Origin of the sequence: Nocardioides sp. NBC_00368, assembly GCF_036090055.1 — a bacterium.
In the GTDB taxonomy this organism is placed as follows: domain Bacteria; phylum Actinomycetota; class Actinomycetes; order Propionibacteriales; family Nocardioidaceae; genus Nocardioides.
Genome location: NZ_CP107970.1, coordinates 919,495 through 935,248 on the forward strand (window position 1 = coordinate 919,495; position 15,754 = coordinate 935,248).

Consider the following 15,754-nt stretch of genomic DNA (forward strand, 5'->3'; position numbering starts at 1 on the left):
GACGCGCCTAGGGCCCGGGTCCTAGTCGAGATCGAGGTCGTCGCCCGCGGTGACGGGGCCGGGGATCGGGGGAAGCGGGGGAGGAGTGCCGCCGAAGGCGGGGCACAGCGACTTGTGAGCACACCAGCCGCACAGCTTCCCCGGGCTCGGCTGCCACTCTCCGGTCTCCTGGGCGGTGCGGATGGCCCGCCAGATCGCCTCGGCCTTGCGCTCGGTCGCGAGCAGGTCGGCCTCGTCGGGCACGTAGCGCAGGATGTCGCCGGAGCCGAGGTAGATCAGCTGCAGCATGGCCGGCACCACGCCGCGGGTGCGCCAGATCACCAGCGCGTAGAACCTCAGCTGGAACAGCGCCTTCGCCTCGTAGGCGTCGCTCGGGATCCTCGAGGTCTTGTAGTCGACCACCCGGATCCGGCCGTCGGGGGCGATGTCGACCCGGTCGATGAAGCCCCGCAGCAGCAGCTTGGACTCGAGCAGCGCCTCGACGTAGTGCTCGCGCTCGGCAGGCTCCAGGCGGCGCGGGTCCTCGAGGTCGAAGTAGCGCCGCAGCACGTCGCGGCACGACTCCAGCCAGGCGGCCTCCGCCTCGTCGGCCTCCGAGGTGAACAGTGTCGCCAGGGTCGGGTCGAGGCTGCGTACGTCCTCCCAGGCCTGCTCCACCATCGACCTCGCCCGCCGGGGCGTGCGCTCGGGGGCGGGCAGGTCGAAGAGGTCCTCGAGCACCTTGTGGACCACGGTCCCGCGCGCGGCCGCCTCGGACGGCGGCTCGGGGAGCTGATCGATGGTGCGGAACCGGTAGAGCAGCGCGCACGAGGTGAAGTCGCCGGCGCGGCTGGGCGAGAGCGACCCCAGCACGTTGACGCCGTCGACCGGGGTCGACCGGGCATCGGCTGGTGAGGTGCTCATGAGGCCGACACTATTCGCAAGCACCGACAGTCCGGGTCGGCACCTCTCGGCAACCGTCGCTCAAGTACGCTCGGAACGTGGCAGACCCTGACCCACGCCCCGGCGGCGACAAGCCGGTCGAAGAGGCGGAGCCCACCTCCCGAGTCCCGGGCACGATCAAGGTCGGCTCGATCGCGGGCAGCGACGTCCTGGTCACGCCGTCCTGGTTCCTCATCGCGGCGCTGATCGCCTGGTGGATGGCGCCTCGGATCGAGGCCGTGGAGCCGGGACTTGGCTGGTTGACGTACGTCGCGGGCTTCGTGTTCGCGATCGTCCTCTATGGCGCGGTGCTGCTGCACGAGGCGGCGCACGCGATCGTCGCCAAGCGTCTGGGCTATCCAGTGGGCGTGATCATGCTCCACTTCCTCGGCGGCGCGACCGCCGTTGAGAAGGAGGCGAAGCGGCCTCGCGACGAGTTCTGGATCGCCGTGGTCGGGCCACTGGTCTCCCTCGGCGTCGGCGTGGCCGCATACGGGGTCTCCTTCTTCGCCTCCGATGGGCTCATCGGGCTGCTCGTCATGGGTCTGTGCGTCACGAACCTCTTCGTCGGCGTACTCAATCTCGTCCCCGGCCTGCCCCTCGACGGCGGCCGGTTGCTGAAGGCCGGCGTCTGGGCCGGAACCGGCAACGTCAACCGCGGCAGCATCGTCGCCGGCTGGGCGGGCCGGGTGCTCGCGGTCCTCGTCTTGCTGGGGCCCTTCATCCAGGGTCAGATCCTGCGCGCGCAGCCGGATCTCACGGACTACATCCTCGCGGTGATCATCGGGGTGTTCCTGTGGAGTGGCGCGTCCGCGGCGATCATGTCGGCGAAGGTACGCCTCCGGCTCCCGCTCCTCGTCGCCCGCGACCTCGCCCGCCGCACCCTGGCCGTGCCGGCCGACCTGCCCCTCGCCGAGGCCGTACGCCGCGCCCAGGAGGCAGAGGCCGGCAGCATCGTCACGGTGACCAGCGGTGGTGAGCCGATCGGCCTGGTGCACGAGGGCGCCCTGCTGGCGACCCCCGAGGACCGCCGCCCGTGGATGGCCACCTCGACGGTCACCCGCCGGCTCGAGGACGGCCTCACCCTCCCGGCCGACATCGACGGGGAGGCCCTGATCCAGGCGATCTCGAAGACGCCGGCGCCCGAATACCTCCTGGTCGAGCCCGACGGCTCGATCTACGGCGTCCTGGTCACCTCCGACGTCGACGCGGCGTTCCGCGCAGGAGCCTGAAGCTGACCCGGGCGGGCGTCGTGGTTTGCCGGGTTGACCGGGGGAGCGGGTAGCCTCAGCGGGTGTCAAGCGCTGAGATTCCAGACATTCCGGCCGAGGCCCGAGCGGGTGTGCACCGCGGGCCACTTCGTGAGGGCGAGTGGGTGCGGCTGACCGACACCAAGGGTCGCCGCCACAACTTCGAGCTCGTCGCCGGCAAGCGCTTCTTCTCCAACAAGGGCCACATCGACCACGACGAGCTCATCGGTCGCGAGGAGGGCTTCACGGTCACCGCCTCGACCGGAGGTGAATACCTGGTCTTCCGTCCGATGCTGAGCGAGTTCGTCGTCTCGATGCCGCGTGGCGCCGCAGTGGTCTACCCCAAGGACGCCGCCCAGATCGTCGCCATGGCCGACATCTTCCCGGGCGCCTCGGTCGTCGAGGCCGGAGTCGGCTCCGGTGCGCTGACCTGCTCGCTGCTGCGCGCGGTCGGTCCGTTCGGCACGGTGACGTCCTTCGAGCGCCGCGAGGAGTTCGCCGAGGTCGCCCGCAAGAACGTCGACCAGTTCTTCGGCACCCCGGCGGGGGAGTCCCACCCGAACTGGTCGCTCAACCTCGGAGACCTCCAGGAGGAGCTCCCGCGCCAGCAGATCCGCTGCGACCGGCTGATCCTGGACATGCTCGCCCCGTGGGAGTGCATCGACGCGGCCGCCGAGTCGCTCTACCCCGGCGGCATGGTCTGCGCCTACGTCGCGACCACCACCCAGCTGTCCCGCTTCGTCGAGACGGTCCGCGCCCACGGCGGTTTCACCGAGCCGCAGGCGTGGGAGTCGCTGGTGCGCGACTGGCACGTCGAGGGCCTCGCGGTCCGGCCGGGTCACAAGATGATCGGCCACACCGCCTTCCTGGTGACGGCCAGGAAGCTGGCACCGGGCGAGCGTGCGCCTCGCAAGACGCGGCGACCTGCCCCCGGGGCGTACGGGGTCGACTACACGGGTCCGCGTCCGGCTGACATGCCTGCTCCCGAGCCCGTCGCGGACGTCCTTCCCGACGCCGCGTCGGCGGACGGCGCCGAGGTGGACTGAGTCCGCTCCGCCGCGGTCCATGTTTCCGACGTGCCACAGGTCGACACGAACCGGTCGAAGTCGACCGAATAGTGTCCAACACCGGTAAATCCTTCTCCTCTCCTACCCCTCCGCCTTGTAGGGTCGAGGGAGTAGAGGAGGTGTGCTGATGTCGACATCCGATGGATTCCATTCCGAGGGGCGCAGCCCCGAGGAGCTCGAGAGTCATGTCCGTTTCCTCGAAGCTGAGGTGACCGACCTGCGGCACAGACTGACCGAGATGCCCGGATCTTCGCGTGGCCTGGAGGCGCGGCTCGCAGACGCGCAGCGCTCCCTGGCCGCCGTGACGTCGCAGAACGAGCGACTCACCGTGACGCTTCGGGATGCCCGAGACCAGATCATCAAGCTCAAGGAGGAGGTCGACCGGCTGGCACAGCCGCCAGCAGGCTTCGGCACCTTCATCGAGCGCAACGAGGACGACTCGATCGATGTCTTCACCGGCGGGCGCAAGCTCCGGGTGACCGCATCGCCCAACGTCGATCTCGACGAGCTGCGCTATGGCCAGGAGGTCATGCTCAACGAGGCGCTCAACGTCGTGGCCGCGATGGAGTTCGAGAAGGTCGGCGAGGTGGTGATGTTCAAGGAGCTGCTCGCCGACGGTGAGCGCGCCTTGGTGATCGCCAACGCCGACGAGGAGCGCGTCGTGCGGCTCGCCGAGCCGCTCCTCAACGACGCCATCCGCGCCGGTGACTCCCTGCTCCTCGAACCCCGCTCGGGATATGTCTACGAGAAGGTCCCCAAGTCCGAGGTCGAGGAGCTCGTCCTGGAGGAGGTGCCCGACATCTCCTACCAGTCGATCGGTGGCCTCAGCGGCCAGATCGAGCAGATCCAGGACGCGGTCGAGCTGCCCTACCTCTACCCGGAGCTCTTCATCGAGCACCAGCTCAAGCCGCCGAAGGGCGTGCTGCTCTACGGCCCTCCGGGATGTGGCAAGACCCTGATCGCGAAGGCCGTCGCCAACTCGTTGGCGAAGAAGGTCGCCGCGAAGACGGGGGCGGACGGCAAGTCCTACTTCCTCAACATCAAGGGCCCCGAGCTTCTCAACAAGTACGTCGGTGAGACCGAGCGCCACATCCGCCTGGTCTTCCAGCGTGCTCGTGAGAAGGCCGCGGCCGGCACCCCGGTGATCGTCTTCTTCGACGAGATGGACTCGCTGTTCCGTACGCGTGGCACCGGTGTCTCCTCCGACGTGGAGAACACCATCGTCCCGCAGCTCCTCTCCGAGATCGACGGCGTCGAGGCGCTGGAGAACGTGCTGGTCATCGGTGCCTCCAACCGTGAGGACATGATCGACCCGGCGATCCTTCGCCCGGGCCGGCTGGACGTGAAGATCAAGATCGAGCGTCCCGATGCCGAGGGTGCTCGCGACATCTTCTCGAAGTACCTGGTCCCCGACCTGCCGCTGCACCCGACCGACGTGGGCGAGTTCAACGGCGACAAGCAGGCCACCGTCGACGAGCTCATCCGCACGGTCGTCGAGCGGATGTACACCGAGTCCGAGGAGAACCGCTTCCTGGAGGTCACCTACGCCAACGGCGACAAGGAGATCCTCTACTTCAAGGACTTCAACTCCGGCGCGATGATCCAGAACATCGTCGACCGGGCCAAGAAGATGGCCATCAAGTCCTTCCTGGACTCCGGTGAGGACGCCGCCCAGAAGGGCCTGCGGGTGCAGCACCTGCTCCAGGCCTGCGTGGACGAGTTCAAGGAGAACGAGGACCTCCCCAACACCACCAACCCCGACGACTGGGCCCGCATCTCCGGCAAGAAGGGCGAGCGGATCGTCTTCATCCGCACGCTCATCACCGGCAAGCAGGGCACCGAGCCCGGCCGTTCGATCGAGCAGGTCTCCAACACGGGTCAATACCTGTAGCAGAGTCCGTACGCAGGGCCCGCTGCCGTCGCGGCAGCGGGCCCTGTTGCGTGTGGATGTCTCCTCAGCGCGACCGGACCGAGACGAGCGCCGCGTTGCCGTGCGAGTCGACCTTCACCACCGCGACGGCGTGGCCGCCGCTGACCTCGGTCTCGATCTCCCGGGCCCGGTCCTGGGGGACGAAGAGGCTCTCGATGCCGCAGCTGAGCCGCCAGCCGTCGTCGTGGCACTTCAGGAACGGTCCCTCGGCCGGCCGCTCAGTGTCGACGCCGGTGGCTTCCCAGACCTGGCCGCGTGGTGCCAGCGAGACATACGCCTCTCCGTCCTCCTTGGTCGTACGCGAGCTGATGCCGGGATAGGAGAGGTCGACGTAGGCGCCACGGAACGGGTCGATCGGATCGACCGGCTCGACGCGGAGACGGATCTCCTCGCCGGTGGCGCGTGCCGAGAGCTGGCCGGCGACGGCGACGCCGACGAGGCCGAGATTGACGAGGCAGACGAGTGCCACCCGGATGCGAGTGTTCATGACAGGGCCTCACTGAGGTTGGCGGCCACGCCTCTGCGGGCGCGGTCGAAGACGAAGCCGGTGGCGAGGAGGAGCACACCGAGCATCAGGAACAGGGTCGCGCCGGACATGATCGGTGCGAAGACCGCGAAGCTCTGCATGGTGGTGAAGACGACCAGTGCGCCGGTGGCGAGCACGACGAGCAGCGTCTGGTCGCGCACCGAGCCGTCGACGGCGACCGCGCCGGCGACCACGACGTAGACCGCGATGCTGACGAAGGCGGAGAGCCACGCCTCGCCCGAGACGGAGCCGAGGTCGTCGACCTTCGGGTCCCACGCGACCAGCACGAGCCCGATCGGCACGATGAGCGCCGCGGCCAGCACCTCCCAGCGTGACAGCCCGTCGGTACGTACCGCCGTGACTGCGACGAGGAGCCCCGCGATCACCAGCGCCACGACGAGCGTGGGGCTCCACGCCAGGTCGCGGTCGCCGATCTGCGGGATGGCGGCGACGAAGAGGCCTCCCAGGACGAGTACGCCGCCCGCCAGCCGCCACACCTGGGCGAAGGTCTCCTGGCGCCGGTCGTGCAGCGCGGCCATCGCCGTCGCGACCACGCCCCCGACCAGCACCGCGAAGACGCCGGCGAACGTGCTCTCGCTGCTCGCCACCACCTGCCAGTCGAACCAGATCATCGTGGTCGCGATGCCGACGACCAGCGGCGCCAGCGCACCGCTCGCGTAGGCGTAGCCGAGCGCTCCGAGTCCCCAGAACCCCACCAGCGAAGGCTCGTACGCCGGTACCTGGAGGCTCTGCGCGGCCTGGAAGACGACGCCGCCGAAGCTCATCGCCGCGATGCCGCGGAACGCGCCGCGCAGGGGCCGAGGTAGCGGGATCGTCTCCGCGGCGGCGGTGAACGCGAGCCAGATGACGACGATGCCGACGAACCGGACCAGCGGGGTCAGCGCATCCAGGTTGGTCGCCACGAGCCACACCAGCCCGACGCCGAGGAACGCGCCACCGAGGTAGGAGATGACCCGTGTCAGCGAGTTGGCATGCGAGGCGACGTACTGCCCCGTGATCGTCTCCGCGGCGTCCTCGGTGAGGATGCCCTCGCTCACCCAGCGGTCGATCTCGTTGTTCAGCCAGTCGAGCCGTCTCGGCGCGACGGGTCGTACGTCTGTGTCCATGTGACCATTGCAGCGGCTCGTGGGGGCGCGGCGCGTGAGTCCACGTACTCAACTCCTCGGGCCGTGCGACCTTGACGCCTGAGGTCATTTTCGGCTGCGCAGGCTGGGCCGGCGGCGATAGCCTTCGGGTATTCGCGGGGACCGCTCGCGCGATGCGAACGGAGAGACGTATGGCAGCGTGGTTGTTGATCCTGGTCGGGGCAGCGGCGCTCGTCGTCGTGATCGCCGTCGTGGCTGTGGTCTGGGTGCTCTCGGGCCGAGCCAAGCCCGGTGGCGCGATCAACCCGAACGACAATCCCGGAGTCCAGGCCGCACGTGGGGAGGCCGAGCGAACCAGCATCCAGCACAGGTTCGGGGACACCGGCCCCGGCTTCTGATCCTCTAAGGTTGAACGACGTGGCAGACGACATGGGGCGCAAGGACATCGAGGCCGGGTTGGAGACCCGCCATGAGCTGGGAGACGCCTTCGACGCCGAGCTGGTCGCCGGCTTCGCCGACCGCATCGAGAAGACGGTCCAGGAGCGGGTCGGTGCCACCGCCGCCGCTCGCACCCTCGCCGAGCGCAACGAGTCGCGCACCTCGGTCTTCCAGTTCGTGCTCGGCGCCGGCTCGGCCGTCGCCGGCATCCCGATCAGCATCACCCTCGGTGTCACCGACAACCTCGGTGCGCTGGTGATCTCCTGGGTAGGTCTTGTCGGCGTCAACGTCGCCCACGCGCTGCGTACGCGTAAGCGCTGAGGCGGGGGTCTGTTCGTCGAGGTATGCAGGAAACATGGCACTTCCCGTGCGGAACTCCGTTAGGGAAGTGCCAGTTCGTCTGCATACCTTGACGAACAGACAGCCCGACCGAGCGACCCTCAGGGCGCCGTGGTGGGAGCCGGGGCGCGCTGAGGTCGCTGCTGCTGCCACTCACGTGCGCTGGACACGTAGATGGCGGAGTTGAGGACCACGCCGAGCAGGAAGCCGAACTGCCCTGTGACGAGGGCGAAGGCGGTCCAGGGGATCTGGGTGATGAGCAGGAAGTGCTGCGCCCACCAGACCTTCCTGCCGACGAGCGCCGTTCCGGCGACTCCGAGAAGGGTCAAGGCATAGGACCAGAGATCGGTCACGAGGGTGCGAAGGCTTTCTCAAACGTGCATGCGGTGGCCCGGGTTCGCTGGTCCCGAGTTGCGGCGAAGATTCGCTTGGTAGAAATCTTGACGGCTGCGGCTGGGTATCGTCAAAGTGACGCTAATGTGCGTCGCGTCACGCCGAAGCGCGCCCCGCGGACACGTATCCCCACGGCTTGGAGGGGGCCGGGCCGGGGAGGTAGTCCTGTTGGAGGAGCTCGACCTGAAATCCCTGGTCGGCCAGGAGTTCCGGGATGTCGCGAGTGAGGTGACAGCCGCCGAAGAGGCGCTGCTGGAGGCCGTCGAGGCGATGCTGCCAGCGGGCGACCGTGGGGTCGGGGGAGAGGCCGTGCTCGAGGAAGCCGATGGTGCCACCCGGGCGCAGGACGCGGCGCAGCTCCGTGAGCGCGCCCGCGACGTCGGGGATGGTGCAGAGCGAGAAGGTGACCAGTCCGGTGTCGACCGAGGCGTCCGCGAGCGGGAGGTCGGCGCCGTCGAGGCCGACGCGGCTCACCGGGACCGATGAGCCGGCACGTCGTGTCGCGGAGAGCTCCCAGGCCACGTCGGAGGGCTCGACGGCGATGATCTCGGTGACCTCGGCCGGATAGAGGCCGATGTTGCTGCCGCTGCCGAAGCCGACCTCGACGACCTTGCCGTGGAGACCGTCACACGCCTTCTCGCGCAGCGGCTCGAGCTGCGGGATCCCGCAGGCGCGGTCCACGATGTGGGGCACCACCCGCGCTTCCCAGAGTCCCACGAGAGATCACTCCTCCATCTCGCCGGTCCACTGGACCCCGAGGAGCAGCGTGTCCTCGGTCTCGGCGATCGTCGTGAAACCCACGCGCCGGTAGAACCCGATCGCGCGGGTGTTGGCCGTGCTGACGCCGAGGTGGGCGCCGCGTACGCCGGCGACGTGGAAGGCGCCGAGCATCATGCCGATCAGCTCCTTGCCGACACCTTGACCCTGGGCGCGGGGGAGGAGGTTGATGTGCAGGTGCGCCGGGTAGTCGGTCAGCAGCTCGCCGGGCGTACGCACCGGCCGATGGATCAGGGACCGCAGCCGGGCGTTCCAGTCGTCGCGGTCGTGGTCGGTGCCGGGATCCGGGTTGACCACCCGCAGCGCGGGCCACCAGTCCTCCTCGCACTCCTTCTCGAAGGCACGGGTGAACGGGGTGCCGACGACGTAGCCGACCACGCCCTCGGAGTCGACTGCCACGAACCCGAGCCCGAGGCGGAGCACGATGTAGGGCGCGGCGTAGATGTTGCCCAAGAGCCGCGGGTCGTCGTAGAACTCGGTGGCGTCCTCGCCCGAAGCGCCGGTCAGCAGACAGATCGAGAAGAGATCGTCGAGGTCGTCGGCGGTGGCCCGCCGGATCTCAGGAGTGCCCATGGTCCAACCTCACCATGACCCGCCTGCGTCGCCTCCGCCAGGCCCGCCGAGACGCGGCAGGCGGCCCCGGCACGGCGTGTCGAGAACGAGCACACCGGCCACGTACCGCCGGACATGGCGTTTCACAAGCGGTCTCCTCCCGGTGCCGCCCAGCCGAACAACCTCGGGCAACCTCAGCGTGGCGTATGGATGCTCACGTGCACTCGTGCACGTGGCCGGTAGCCTTGCAGGCATGAGCGTACGACGGGTGATGGGCACGGAGGTCGAATACGGAATTTCCGTGGCCGGACAGCCCCAGGCGAACCCGATGGTCGCGTCGAGCCAGGTCGTCAATGCGTACGCATCCTCGACCCTGAGGGCGAGGAGAGCGCGCTGGGACTTCGAGGAGGAGTCTCCGCTGCGCGACGCGCGCGGCTTCGACATGTCCCGGCAGGTGGCCGACCCGAGCCAGCTCACCGACGAGGACCTCGGACTGGCCAACGTCATCCTCACCAACGGCGCCCGGCTCTACGTCGACCACGCCCACCCGGAGTTCTCCTGCCCCGAGGTGACCAACCCGCTGGACGCGGTGCGCTGGGACAAGGCCGGCGAGCAGGTCATGCTCGACGCCTCCCGGGCGGCCGCGCGGCTGCCGGGCAACCCGCAGATCCATCTCTACAAGAACAACACCGACAACAAGGGCGTCTCCTACGGCGCGCACGAGAACTACCTCATGCGCCGGAGCACCGCGTTCGCCGACATCGTCAAGCATCTGACCCCGTTCTTCGTGTCCCGGCAGGTCTTCGCCGGAGCCGGCCGGGTCGGGATCGGCCAGGAGCGCCCCAAGCACGGCTTCCAGATCTCCCAGCGCGCCGACTTCTTCGAGGTCGAGGTCGGGCTGGAGACGACGCTCAAGCGGCCGATCATCAACACCCGCGACGAGCCGCACGCCGACCCGGAGAAGTACCGCCGACTCCACGTGATCCTCGGCGACGCCAACCTGGCCGAGGTCTCGACCTACCTCAAGGTCGGGAGTACGTCGCTGGTGCTCGCCATGATCGAGGACGGCTACATCACCCGTGATCTCAGCGTCGACGGCCCGGTCTCTGCCCTGCGCGCGGTCTCGCACGACCCGACGCTGAAGACCCTGATCACGCTCAAGGACGGCCGCAAGCTGACCGGTGTCCAGCTGCAGATGGAGTATCTGGACCTGGCCAAGAAGTTCGTCCAGGAGCGCTACGGCTCCGACGCCGACTACCAGACCAAGGACGTCCTGGAGCGCTGGGAGTCGGTGCTGGACCGCCTCGAGCGCGACCCGATGGAGTGCGCGAACGAGCTCGACTGGGTGGCGAAGTACAAGCTCCTGCTCGGCTACCGCGACCGCGACGGCCTGGAGTGGGACGACCCCAAGCTCCACCTGATCGACCTGCAGTACGCCGACATCCGCCCGGAGAAGGGTCTCTACCACCGTCTCGTCCGGGCCGGCCGGATCGAGCGCCTGCTGACCGACGAGCTGGTCGAGAAGGCGATGCACGACCCGCCGACCGACACCCGCGCCTACTTCCGCGGCCGCTGCCTGGAGAAGTACTCCGAGAACGTCGCCGCGGCCAGCTGGGACTCGGTCATCTTCGACCTGCCGGGCCGCGAGTCGCTGCAGCGGGTGCCGACCATCGATCCCTTGCGGGGCACCAAGAAGCACGTGGGCGGACTGCTCGACTCCTCGGAGACCGCGGTCGACCTGTTCAACCGGCTGACCGGTTCCTGACTCGTAGATCGCGACCGTGCCACATCTCGGTCCAACGTTCGACTTCTGCTTCCTCCCGTAGCGAAATCGGGCATTGTTTCCTCAGGTTTGTCGGTGCTAGTGGATAGGTTGAAGACATGGCACAGGAGCAGAAGCAGCCGAAGAAGTCCTCCGAGACGGAGGAGTCCGTCGAGACCGCGCCCGAGACCGATGTGAACGAGCGCAAGGAAGCGCTTGACTCCGACGTCGACGACATCCTGGACGAGATCGACGACGTCCTGGAGACCAACGCCGAGGACTTCGTGAAGTCCTTCATCCAGAAGGGCGGGCAGTAGCAGATGTCGGAGTCCCGCATCCCGGCGGCCTACATGACGCCGGGCACCTCGTCCTTTGCCGATTTCCTGACGGCCCAGTCGCCAGAGCTGCTCCCGGGGCACAACCCCGCCCCGGGCAACCTGGGCGACATCGCGCCGCACGGCACCACGATCGTCGCTGCCACCTTCCCCGGTGGCGTGATCATCGCCGGTGACCGGCGTGCGACCCAGGGCAACCTGATCGCCGAGCGCGACATGCGCAAGGTGTTCCCGGCCGACGAATACTCTGCGGTCGGCATCGCCGGTTCCGCGGGGCTCGCGGTCGAGCTGGTCAAGCTCTTCCAGACCGAGCTGGAGCACTACGAGAAGATCGAGGGCACCACGCTCTCCATCGAGGGCAAGGCCAGCCGCCTCTCCGCCCTCGTGCGCGGCAACCTCGCGATGGCCATGCAGGGCCTGGTCGTCGTGCCGCTCTTCGTCGGGTTCGACCCCGACGCGGGCGTGGGGAAGATCTATGGCTACGACCCGACCGGCGGCCGCTATGAGCAGACCGGATACGCCGGCGTCGGCTCGGGCTCGCTGTTCGCCAAGGGCGCGCTCAAGAAGCTCTACCGGGCCGACCTCGACGAGGACACCCTGGTCGCGGTGCTGGTCCAGGCGCTCTACGACGCTGCCGACGACGACTCGGCCACCGGTGGCCCCGACCTGTCCCGCAAGCTGTTCCCGCTGGTGCACGTGATCACGGCCGACGGCGGGCGCACCCTGCCCGACGCCGAGGTCGCGGCCGTCGCGGAGTCTGTCATCGCCGGGAGGCTCCAGCGGCCCGACGGTCCCATCGCCGAGCTGGAGGGTCGCCCATGAGCACTCCGTTCTACGTCAGTCCCGAGCAGCTGATGCGCGACCGCGCGGACTTCGCGCGCAAGGGCATCTCGCGGGGCCGGGCCCTGGTCTCCCTGCAGTACGCGGACGGCATCGTGTTCGCCTCCGAGAACCCTTCGGCGGCGCTGCACAAGGTGAGCGAGATCTACGACCGGATCGCCTTCGCCGCGGTCGGTCGTTACAACGAGTTCGAGAATCTCCGCATCGCCGGGGTGCGGCTGGCCGACATGCGCGGCTACGCCTACGACCGGCGTGACGTCACCGGCCGCGGTCTGGCCAACGCCTACGCCCAGACTCTCGGCACGATCTTCTCCTCGGGCGGGGAGAAGCCCTACGAGGTCGAGCTGTTCGTCGGCGAGATCGGGGACACCGCGGAGACCGACCAGCTCTACCGGCTGACCTACGACGGCCAGGTCGTCGACGAGCACGGCTTCGCCGCCATCGGCGGTGCGGCCGAGGCGGTCGGCGGCTACCTCAAGGAGCGCTACACCGAGGGCGCCACGCTCGAGGACGCGATCAAGCTGGCTGTCGCCGCGCTCGGTCACACGGAGACCGAGGACCGGGAGATCGAGGCGAAGAACCTCGAGGTCGCGGTCCTCGACCGCACGCGTACGCAGCCGCGCAAGTTCCGCAGGATCCGCCCGGCGACGCTGGTCGAGATCCTGGGCTCTGCGACCGCGACGCCGCAGGTCGAGGAGGCGAAGCCCGCCGCGGTCGAGGCGCCTGCCGAGAAGCCCGCGGAGAAGCCCGCGGAGAAGCCCGCGGAGAAGCCCGTCGACCAGGCGCCGCTGGCGCCGCCGGCCGACGACGACGGCGAGCCGCCGATCGCTCCGCCGCTCGACTGACACGAGAAGCCGGGGAGTCTCGGGCGCCGTCAGGTGCGCCGGAGACTCCCCGGCTCCGTGTTCTACCCCGCCTATCCGAGACCGGCGATCGCGACCAGGATCAGCGCGACCCCGGCGAGCGCCGGACCGGCAAGACGCTCGCCGAGAACGGCTGCGGCGGCGATCGCTGCGGCGACCGGCTCCATCAGGCTGGCCACGCCGGCCGCGCTGCTGCGGGTGGTGCGCAGGCCGGCGTAGAGCAGGCCGTAGGCCAGCGCCATCGTCGCCACGCCGAGATAGACCAGCCACGCCCACGCCGTGGCCGAGGACGAGCTGAACGGCCCGCCGCCGATCAGCGCCAGCGGAACGAGGACAACCGCCCCGACGCCGGTTGCGCCGGCGGTCACCAGCAGCGGACTGCGCCGCTGAGCGAGCGGGCGCCCGACCGCGGTGGTGAGCGCGTACGCAGATCCGGACGCGATCGCGAGCAGCACCCCGGTCACCGGCCGGTCGCCGCCGGCCCGGCTGCCGGCGTACGCCGAGGCCAGGACCAGTCCGGTCAGCGCGGTCGCCAGCACCACCAGCTGTCGGCGGGTCGGCCGCTGCCGAGCCGCGACGGCCTCTCCCGCCAGCAGGATCGCCGGGGCGATCCCGAGGCTGACGACGGTGGAGACGGTCACGCCGACGGCGACCACGGAGCCGAAGTAGAGCGCTTGGTACAGCCCTGTGGTGGCACCGACGATCACCGTGCGGAGGTCGAGACGAAGCTCGCGCAGGCGGCCGATGAGGACGAGGACGGCGAGCAGGGCGACCGCGGCGATCAGCATGCGGTAGGCGCTCACCGTGAGCACCGACATCGGCGTGATCGAACGGACGATCTGAAGGACGAGGCCGCCGGTGCCCCACAGGACTCCGGCGAGGCAGATCTGGGTGAGCCCGAGACGGGCCCCGAAACGGGTACGGAGAGAGGACATCGAAGAGGTGCTCCAGGTTCGAGAAGACGGAAGGGCAGCGTCTGGAGCACGCCAAGGAGAGCCGATCCGCGCACTCAGCGGCGGATCGGCGAGGCCGCTCCGGTCAGGCGACCGGCGGCGGGAGCAGGCCGAGGTGCTTCGAGGTCATGGCGCGAAGTGTGTCACACGCCCCGGGGCCCGGGCCCGGCCTTTTCTGATGGTGACGTCGTCCGTCAGCCGACCCGGTCGCTGAGCGACACGACGATGCCCTCGGGCCCGCGCACGTACGCCATCCGCACCACGTCCTCGTAGACGCCGACGCCCCCGACGAGGCCGTAGCCGTCGGCTGCCAGCTGTTCGAGGACCGAGTCCAGGTCGTCGACCTCGAAGCAGACGTTGCGCAGGCCCAGCTCGTTGGCCATCGCCTCCGGCGATCCGGGCACGTGGTCGGGACGTACGAACCGGGCGAGCTCGAGCGCCGTGCCGCCGCCCGGTGGGCGCAACATCACCACCTCGCAGCGGGCGCCCGGGATCCCGCAGACGGTGTCGATGAACTCGCCTTCGACGAAGGCGCGTCCCTCGACCTCCAGCCCCAGGGCGACGAAGAACTCCGTGGCCCTGTCGATGTCGGCGACGGTGACGCCGATGTGGTCGAACCGCAACAGCTGTGTCATGACTCTCATCCTCCTGCTTGTCGGGTGTCTCTGCCTGGTGAACGAAGCCGCCGCACCGTCCTCTACACGGTTACGGCCCGTTGGCTAGGGTCGCTGTCCGTGGAGGTGGACAGGTCGGCGTGGCGGCGGGGAGGGCTGCTCGCGCTCGTCGCGGTGCTGCTCGCGCTGGTGATCGCGCTGCACGAGCTGGTGCCGAACCGCTGGGGAAACCTGGGTTCATTGGTCGCGACGTTCCTGCCGTGGCTCGTCCTCGCGGTTCCACTGCTGATCCTCGGGGCGGCCGTACGCCGCTCGGTGCTCGCCGCGTTGCTCGCGCTGACTCCGCTCGCCGCCTGGTTGGGGGTGTTCGGCCAGCAGTTGTTGCCCGTCGAGCCTGCGGCGTACGACCTGACGGTGGTGCAGCACAACGTCGCCGACGACAATCCCGACGTGGAGCGGACCGTCGAGCTCCTGCTGGCCGAGGACCCTGACATCGTGGCGCTCGAGGAGCTGACCTCCGAGAACCTTCCGCGCTACGCGGCGGCTCTTGACGAGACGTTCGAGCACCACACGACCCAGGGCACCGTCGGCCTCTGGTCGCGTCACCCGATCTCGGAGCGCGAGCGTGTCGACATCCGCCCGGCGGGCATCCACGCGTCCTGGGACCGGTGCCTGCGAGCGGTCGTGCGGACCCCGGCGGGTGAGGTGACCGTCTATGTCGCGCATCTGCCGTCCGTCCGGCTGGGCCCGCGTGGGCTCGCGGCGAACAGCCGCAACCGGAGCGCCGGGCTGCTGGGCAAGGCGATCGCTGCGGACCCGGCGCCGCAGGTGCTGCTCGCCGGTGACCTCAACGGGAGCCTGCTCGACCCCGGGCTGGCACCCGTGACCGAGCAGGTTTCGCGTGAGGAGCACGGATTCGGGTTCACCTTTCCCGCGGCGTTCCCTGTCGTGCAGCTCGATCACGTCCTCGCCCGGGGTGCCGAGGTGGTGGACCTGAGGGTCCTCCCGCGGTCCGGCAGCGACCATCGTCCGGTCGTGGCCCGGGTCTCGCTCGGCTGAGGCCGCCCGGCCGGGATCTACCACGCGCG

At 69.3% G+C, this 15,754-nt stretch carries 18 protein-coding genes; 10 read left to right on the forward strand and 8 right to left on the reverse strand.

Going from position 1 to position 15,754, the window contains the following annotated elements:
- Positions 1–21: 21 nt before the first annotated feature.
- Positions 22–903, reverse strand: coding sequence for a RecB family exonuclease (locus OG984_RS04260; RefSeq protein ID WP_328530403.1), 882 nt, complete (start codon positions 901–903; stop codon positions 22–24).
- Positions 904–980: 77 nt separating this feature from the next.
- Between OG984_RS04260 and OG984_RS04265 the strand changes: the two genes are divergently transcribed.
- The 3 genes from OG984_RS04265 (at position 981) to arc (ending at position 5,129) form a co-directional block, all read left to right on the forward strand.
- Positions 981–2,153 (forward strand): site-2 protease family protein, encoded by a 1,173-nt coding sequence (locus tag OG984_RS04265; RefSeq protein ID WP_328530404.1) that lies wholly within the window; start codon positions 981–983, stop codon positions 2,151–2,153.
- Positions 2,154–2,215: 62 nt separating this feature from the next.
- Positions 2,216–3,217, forward strand: a complete 1,002-nt coding sequence (locus OG984_RS04270; RefSeq protein ID WP_328530405.1) for a tRNA (adenine-N1)-methyltransferase — start codon at positions 2,216–2,218, stop codon at positions 3,215–3,217.
- A 148-nt stretch (positions 3,218–3,365) separates the two neighbouring features.
- Positions 3,366–5,129: a proteasome ATPase gene (arc, locus tag OG984_RS04275; RefSeq protein ID WP_328530406.1), complete on the forward strand. Its 1,764-nt coding sequence runs from the start codon at positions 3,366–3,368 to the stop codon at positions 5,127–5,129.
- Between the two features lie 64 nt (positions 5,130–5,193).
- Here the strand turns inward: arc and OG984_RS04280 are convergent, their stop codons facing one another.
- Both OG984_RS04280 and OG984_RS04285 read right to left on the reverse strand, forming a co-directional pair.
- Positions 5,194–5,655 carry a GDYXXLXY domain-containing protein gene (locus tag OG984_RS04280; RefSeq protein ID WP_328530407.1) on the reverse strand — a complete coding sequence of 154 codons (462 nt, stop codon included), beginning with the start codon at positions 5,653–5,655 and terminating at the stop codon, positions 5,194–5,196.
- Positions 5,652–6,821 (reverse strand): DUF2157 domain-containing protein, encoded by a 1,170-nt coding sequence (locus OG984_RS04285; RefSeq protein WP_328530408.1) that lies wholly within the window; start codon positions 6,819–6,821, stop codon positions 5,652–5,654. The genes OG984_RS04280 and OG984_RS04285 overlap by 4 nt, the downstream gene beginning before the upstream one ends.
- Positions 6,822–6,991: 170 nt before the next feature.
- Here OG984_RS04285 and OG984_RS04290 point away from each other — a divergent pair, with 170 nt between their 5' ends.
- Together OG984_RS04290 and OG984_RS04295 are read left to right on the forward strand one after the other, a co-directional pair.
- Positions 6,992–7,198: a hypothetical protein gene (locus tag OG984_RS04290; RefSeq protein ID WP_328530409.1), complete on the forward strand. Its 207-nt coding sequence runs from the start codon at positions 6,992–6,994 to the stop codon at positions 7,196–7,198.
- A gap of 19 nt (positions 7,199–7,217) precedes the next feature.
- Positions 7,218–7,559: a hypothetical protein gene (locus OG984_RS04295; protein ID WP_328530410.1), complete on the forward strand. Its 342-nt coding sequence runs from the start codon at positions 7,218–7,220 to the stop codon at positions 7,557–7,559.
- 119 nt (positions 7,560–7,678) lie between these two features.
- Here the strand turns inward: OG984_RS04295 and OG984_RS04300 are convergent, their stop codons facing one another.
- From OG984_RS04300 to OG984_RS04310, 3 genes are all read right to left on the reverse strand, one after another.
- Positions 7,679–7,930, reverse strand: a complete 252-nt coding sequence (locus OG984_RS04300) for a hypothetical protein (RefSeq protein WP_328530411.1) — start codon at positions 7,928–7,930, stop codon at positions 7,679–7,681.
- A 136-nt stretch (positions 7,931–8,066) separates the two neighbouring features.
- On the reverse strand, positions 8,067–8,687 hold the full coding sequence (locus tag OG984_RS04305; protein ID WP_328530412.1) for a class I SAM-dependent methyltransferase: 621 nt from the start codon (positions 8,685–8,687) through the stop codon (positions 8,067–8,069).
- Between the two features lie 6 nt (positions 8,688–8,693).
- Complete coding sequence (locus OG984_RS04310) at positions 8,694–9,320, reverse strand: GNAT family N-acetyltransferase (RefSeq protein WP_328530413.1); 627 nt, start codon at positions 9,318–9,320, stop codon at positions 8,694–8,696.
- Positions 9,321–9,552: 232 nt separating this feature from the next.
- Between OG984_RS04310 and dop the strand changes: the two genes are divergently transcribed.
- The 4 genes from dop to prcA all read left to right on the forward strand — a co-directional run bounded on the left by dop (position 9,553) and on the right by prcA (position 13,081).
- Positions 9,553–11,064: a depupylase/deamidase Dop gene (gene dop / locus OG984_RS04315; protein WP_328530414.1), complete on the forward strand. Its 1,512-nt coding sequence runs from the start codon at positions 9,553–9,555 to the stop codon at positions 11,062–11,064.
- A 116-nt stretch (positions 11,065–11,180) separates the two neighbouring features.
- Complete coding sequence (locus tag OG984_RS04320; protein ID WP_008356645.1) at positions 11,181–11,378, forward strand: ubiquitin-like protein Pup; 198 nt, start codon at positions 11,181–11,183, stop codon at positions 11,376–11,378.
- A 3-nt stretch (positions 11,379–11,381) separates the two neighbouring features.
- Positions 11,382–12,218 carry a proteasome subunit beta gene (prcB, locus tag OG984_RS04325; protein ID WP_328530415.1) on the forward strand — a complete coding sequence of 279 codons (837 nt, stop codon included), beginning with the start codon at positions 11,382–11,384 and terminating at the stop codon, positions 12,216–12,218.
- Positions 12,215–13,081, forward strand: a complete 867-nt coding sequence (prcA, locus tag OG984_RS04330) for a proteasome subunit alpha (protein ID WP_328530416.1) — start codon at positions 12,215–12,217, stop codon at positions 13,079–13,081. The genes prcB and prcA overlap by 4 nt, the downstream gene beginning before the upstream one ends.
- 71 nt (positions 13,082–13,152) lie before the next feature.
- On the opposite strand, the gene OG984_RS04335 is transcribed toward prcA, so the two are convergent.
- Together OG984_RS04335 and OG984_RS04340 are read right to left on the reverse strand one after the other, a co-directional pair.
- Positions 13,153–14,034 (reverse strand): DMT family transporter, encoded by an 882-nt coding sequence (locus OG984_RS04335; RefSeq protein ID WP_328530417.1) that lies wholly within the window; start codon positions 14,032–14,034, stop codon positions 13,153–13,155.
- A 212-nt stretch (positions 14,035–14,246) separates the two neighbouring features.
- On the reverse strand, positions 14,247–14,687 hold the full coding sequence (locus OG984_RS04340) for a VOC family protein (protein WP_328530418.1): 441 nt from the start codon (positions 14,685–14,687) through the stop codon (positions 14,247–14,249).
- Positions 14,688–14,786: 99 nt separating this feature from the next.
- Between OG984_RS04340 and OG984_RS04345 the strand changes: the two genes are divergently transcribed.
- Positions 14,787–15,725, forward strand: a complete 939-nt coding sequence (locus OG984_RS04345; protein ID WP_328530419.1) for an endonuclease/exonuclease/phosphatase family protein — start codon at positions 14,787–14,789, stop codon at positions 15,723–15,725.
- The last annotated feature ends 29 nt before the right edge of the window (positions 15,726–15,754 follow it).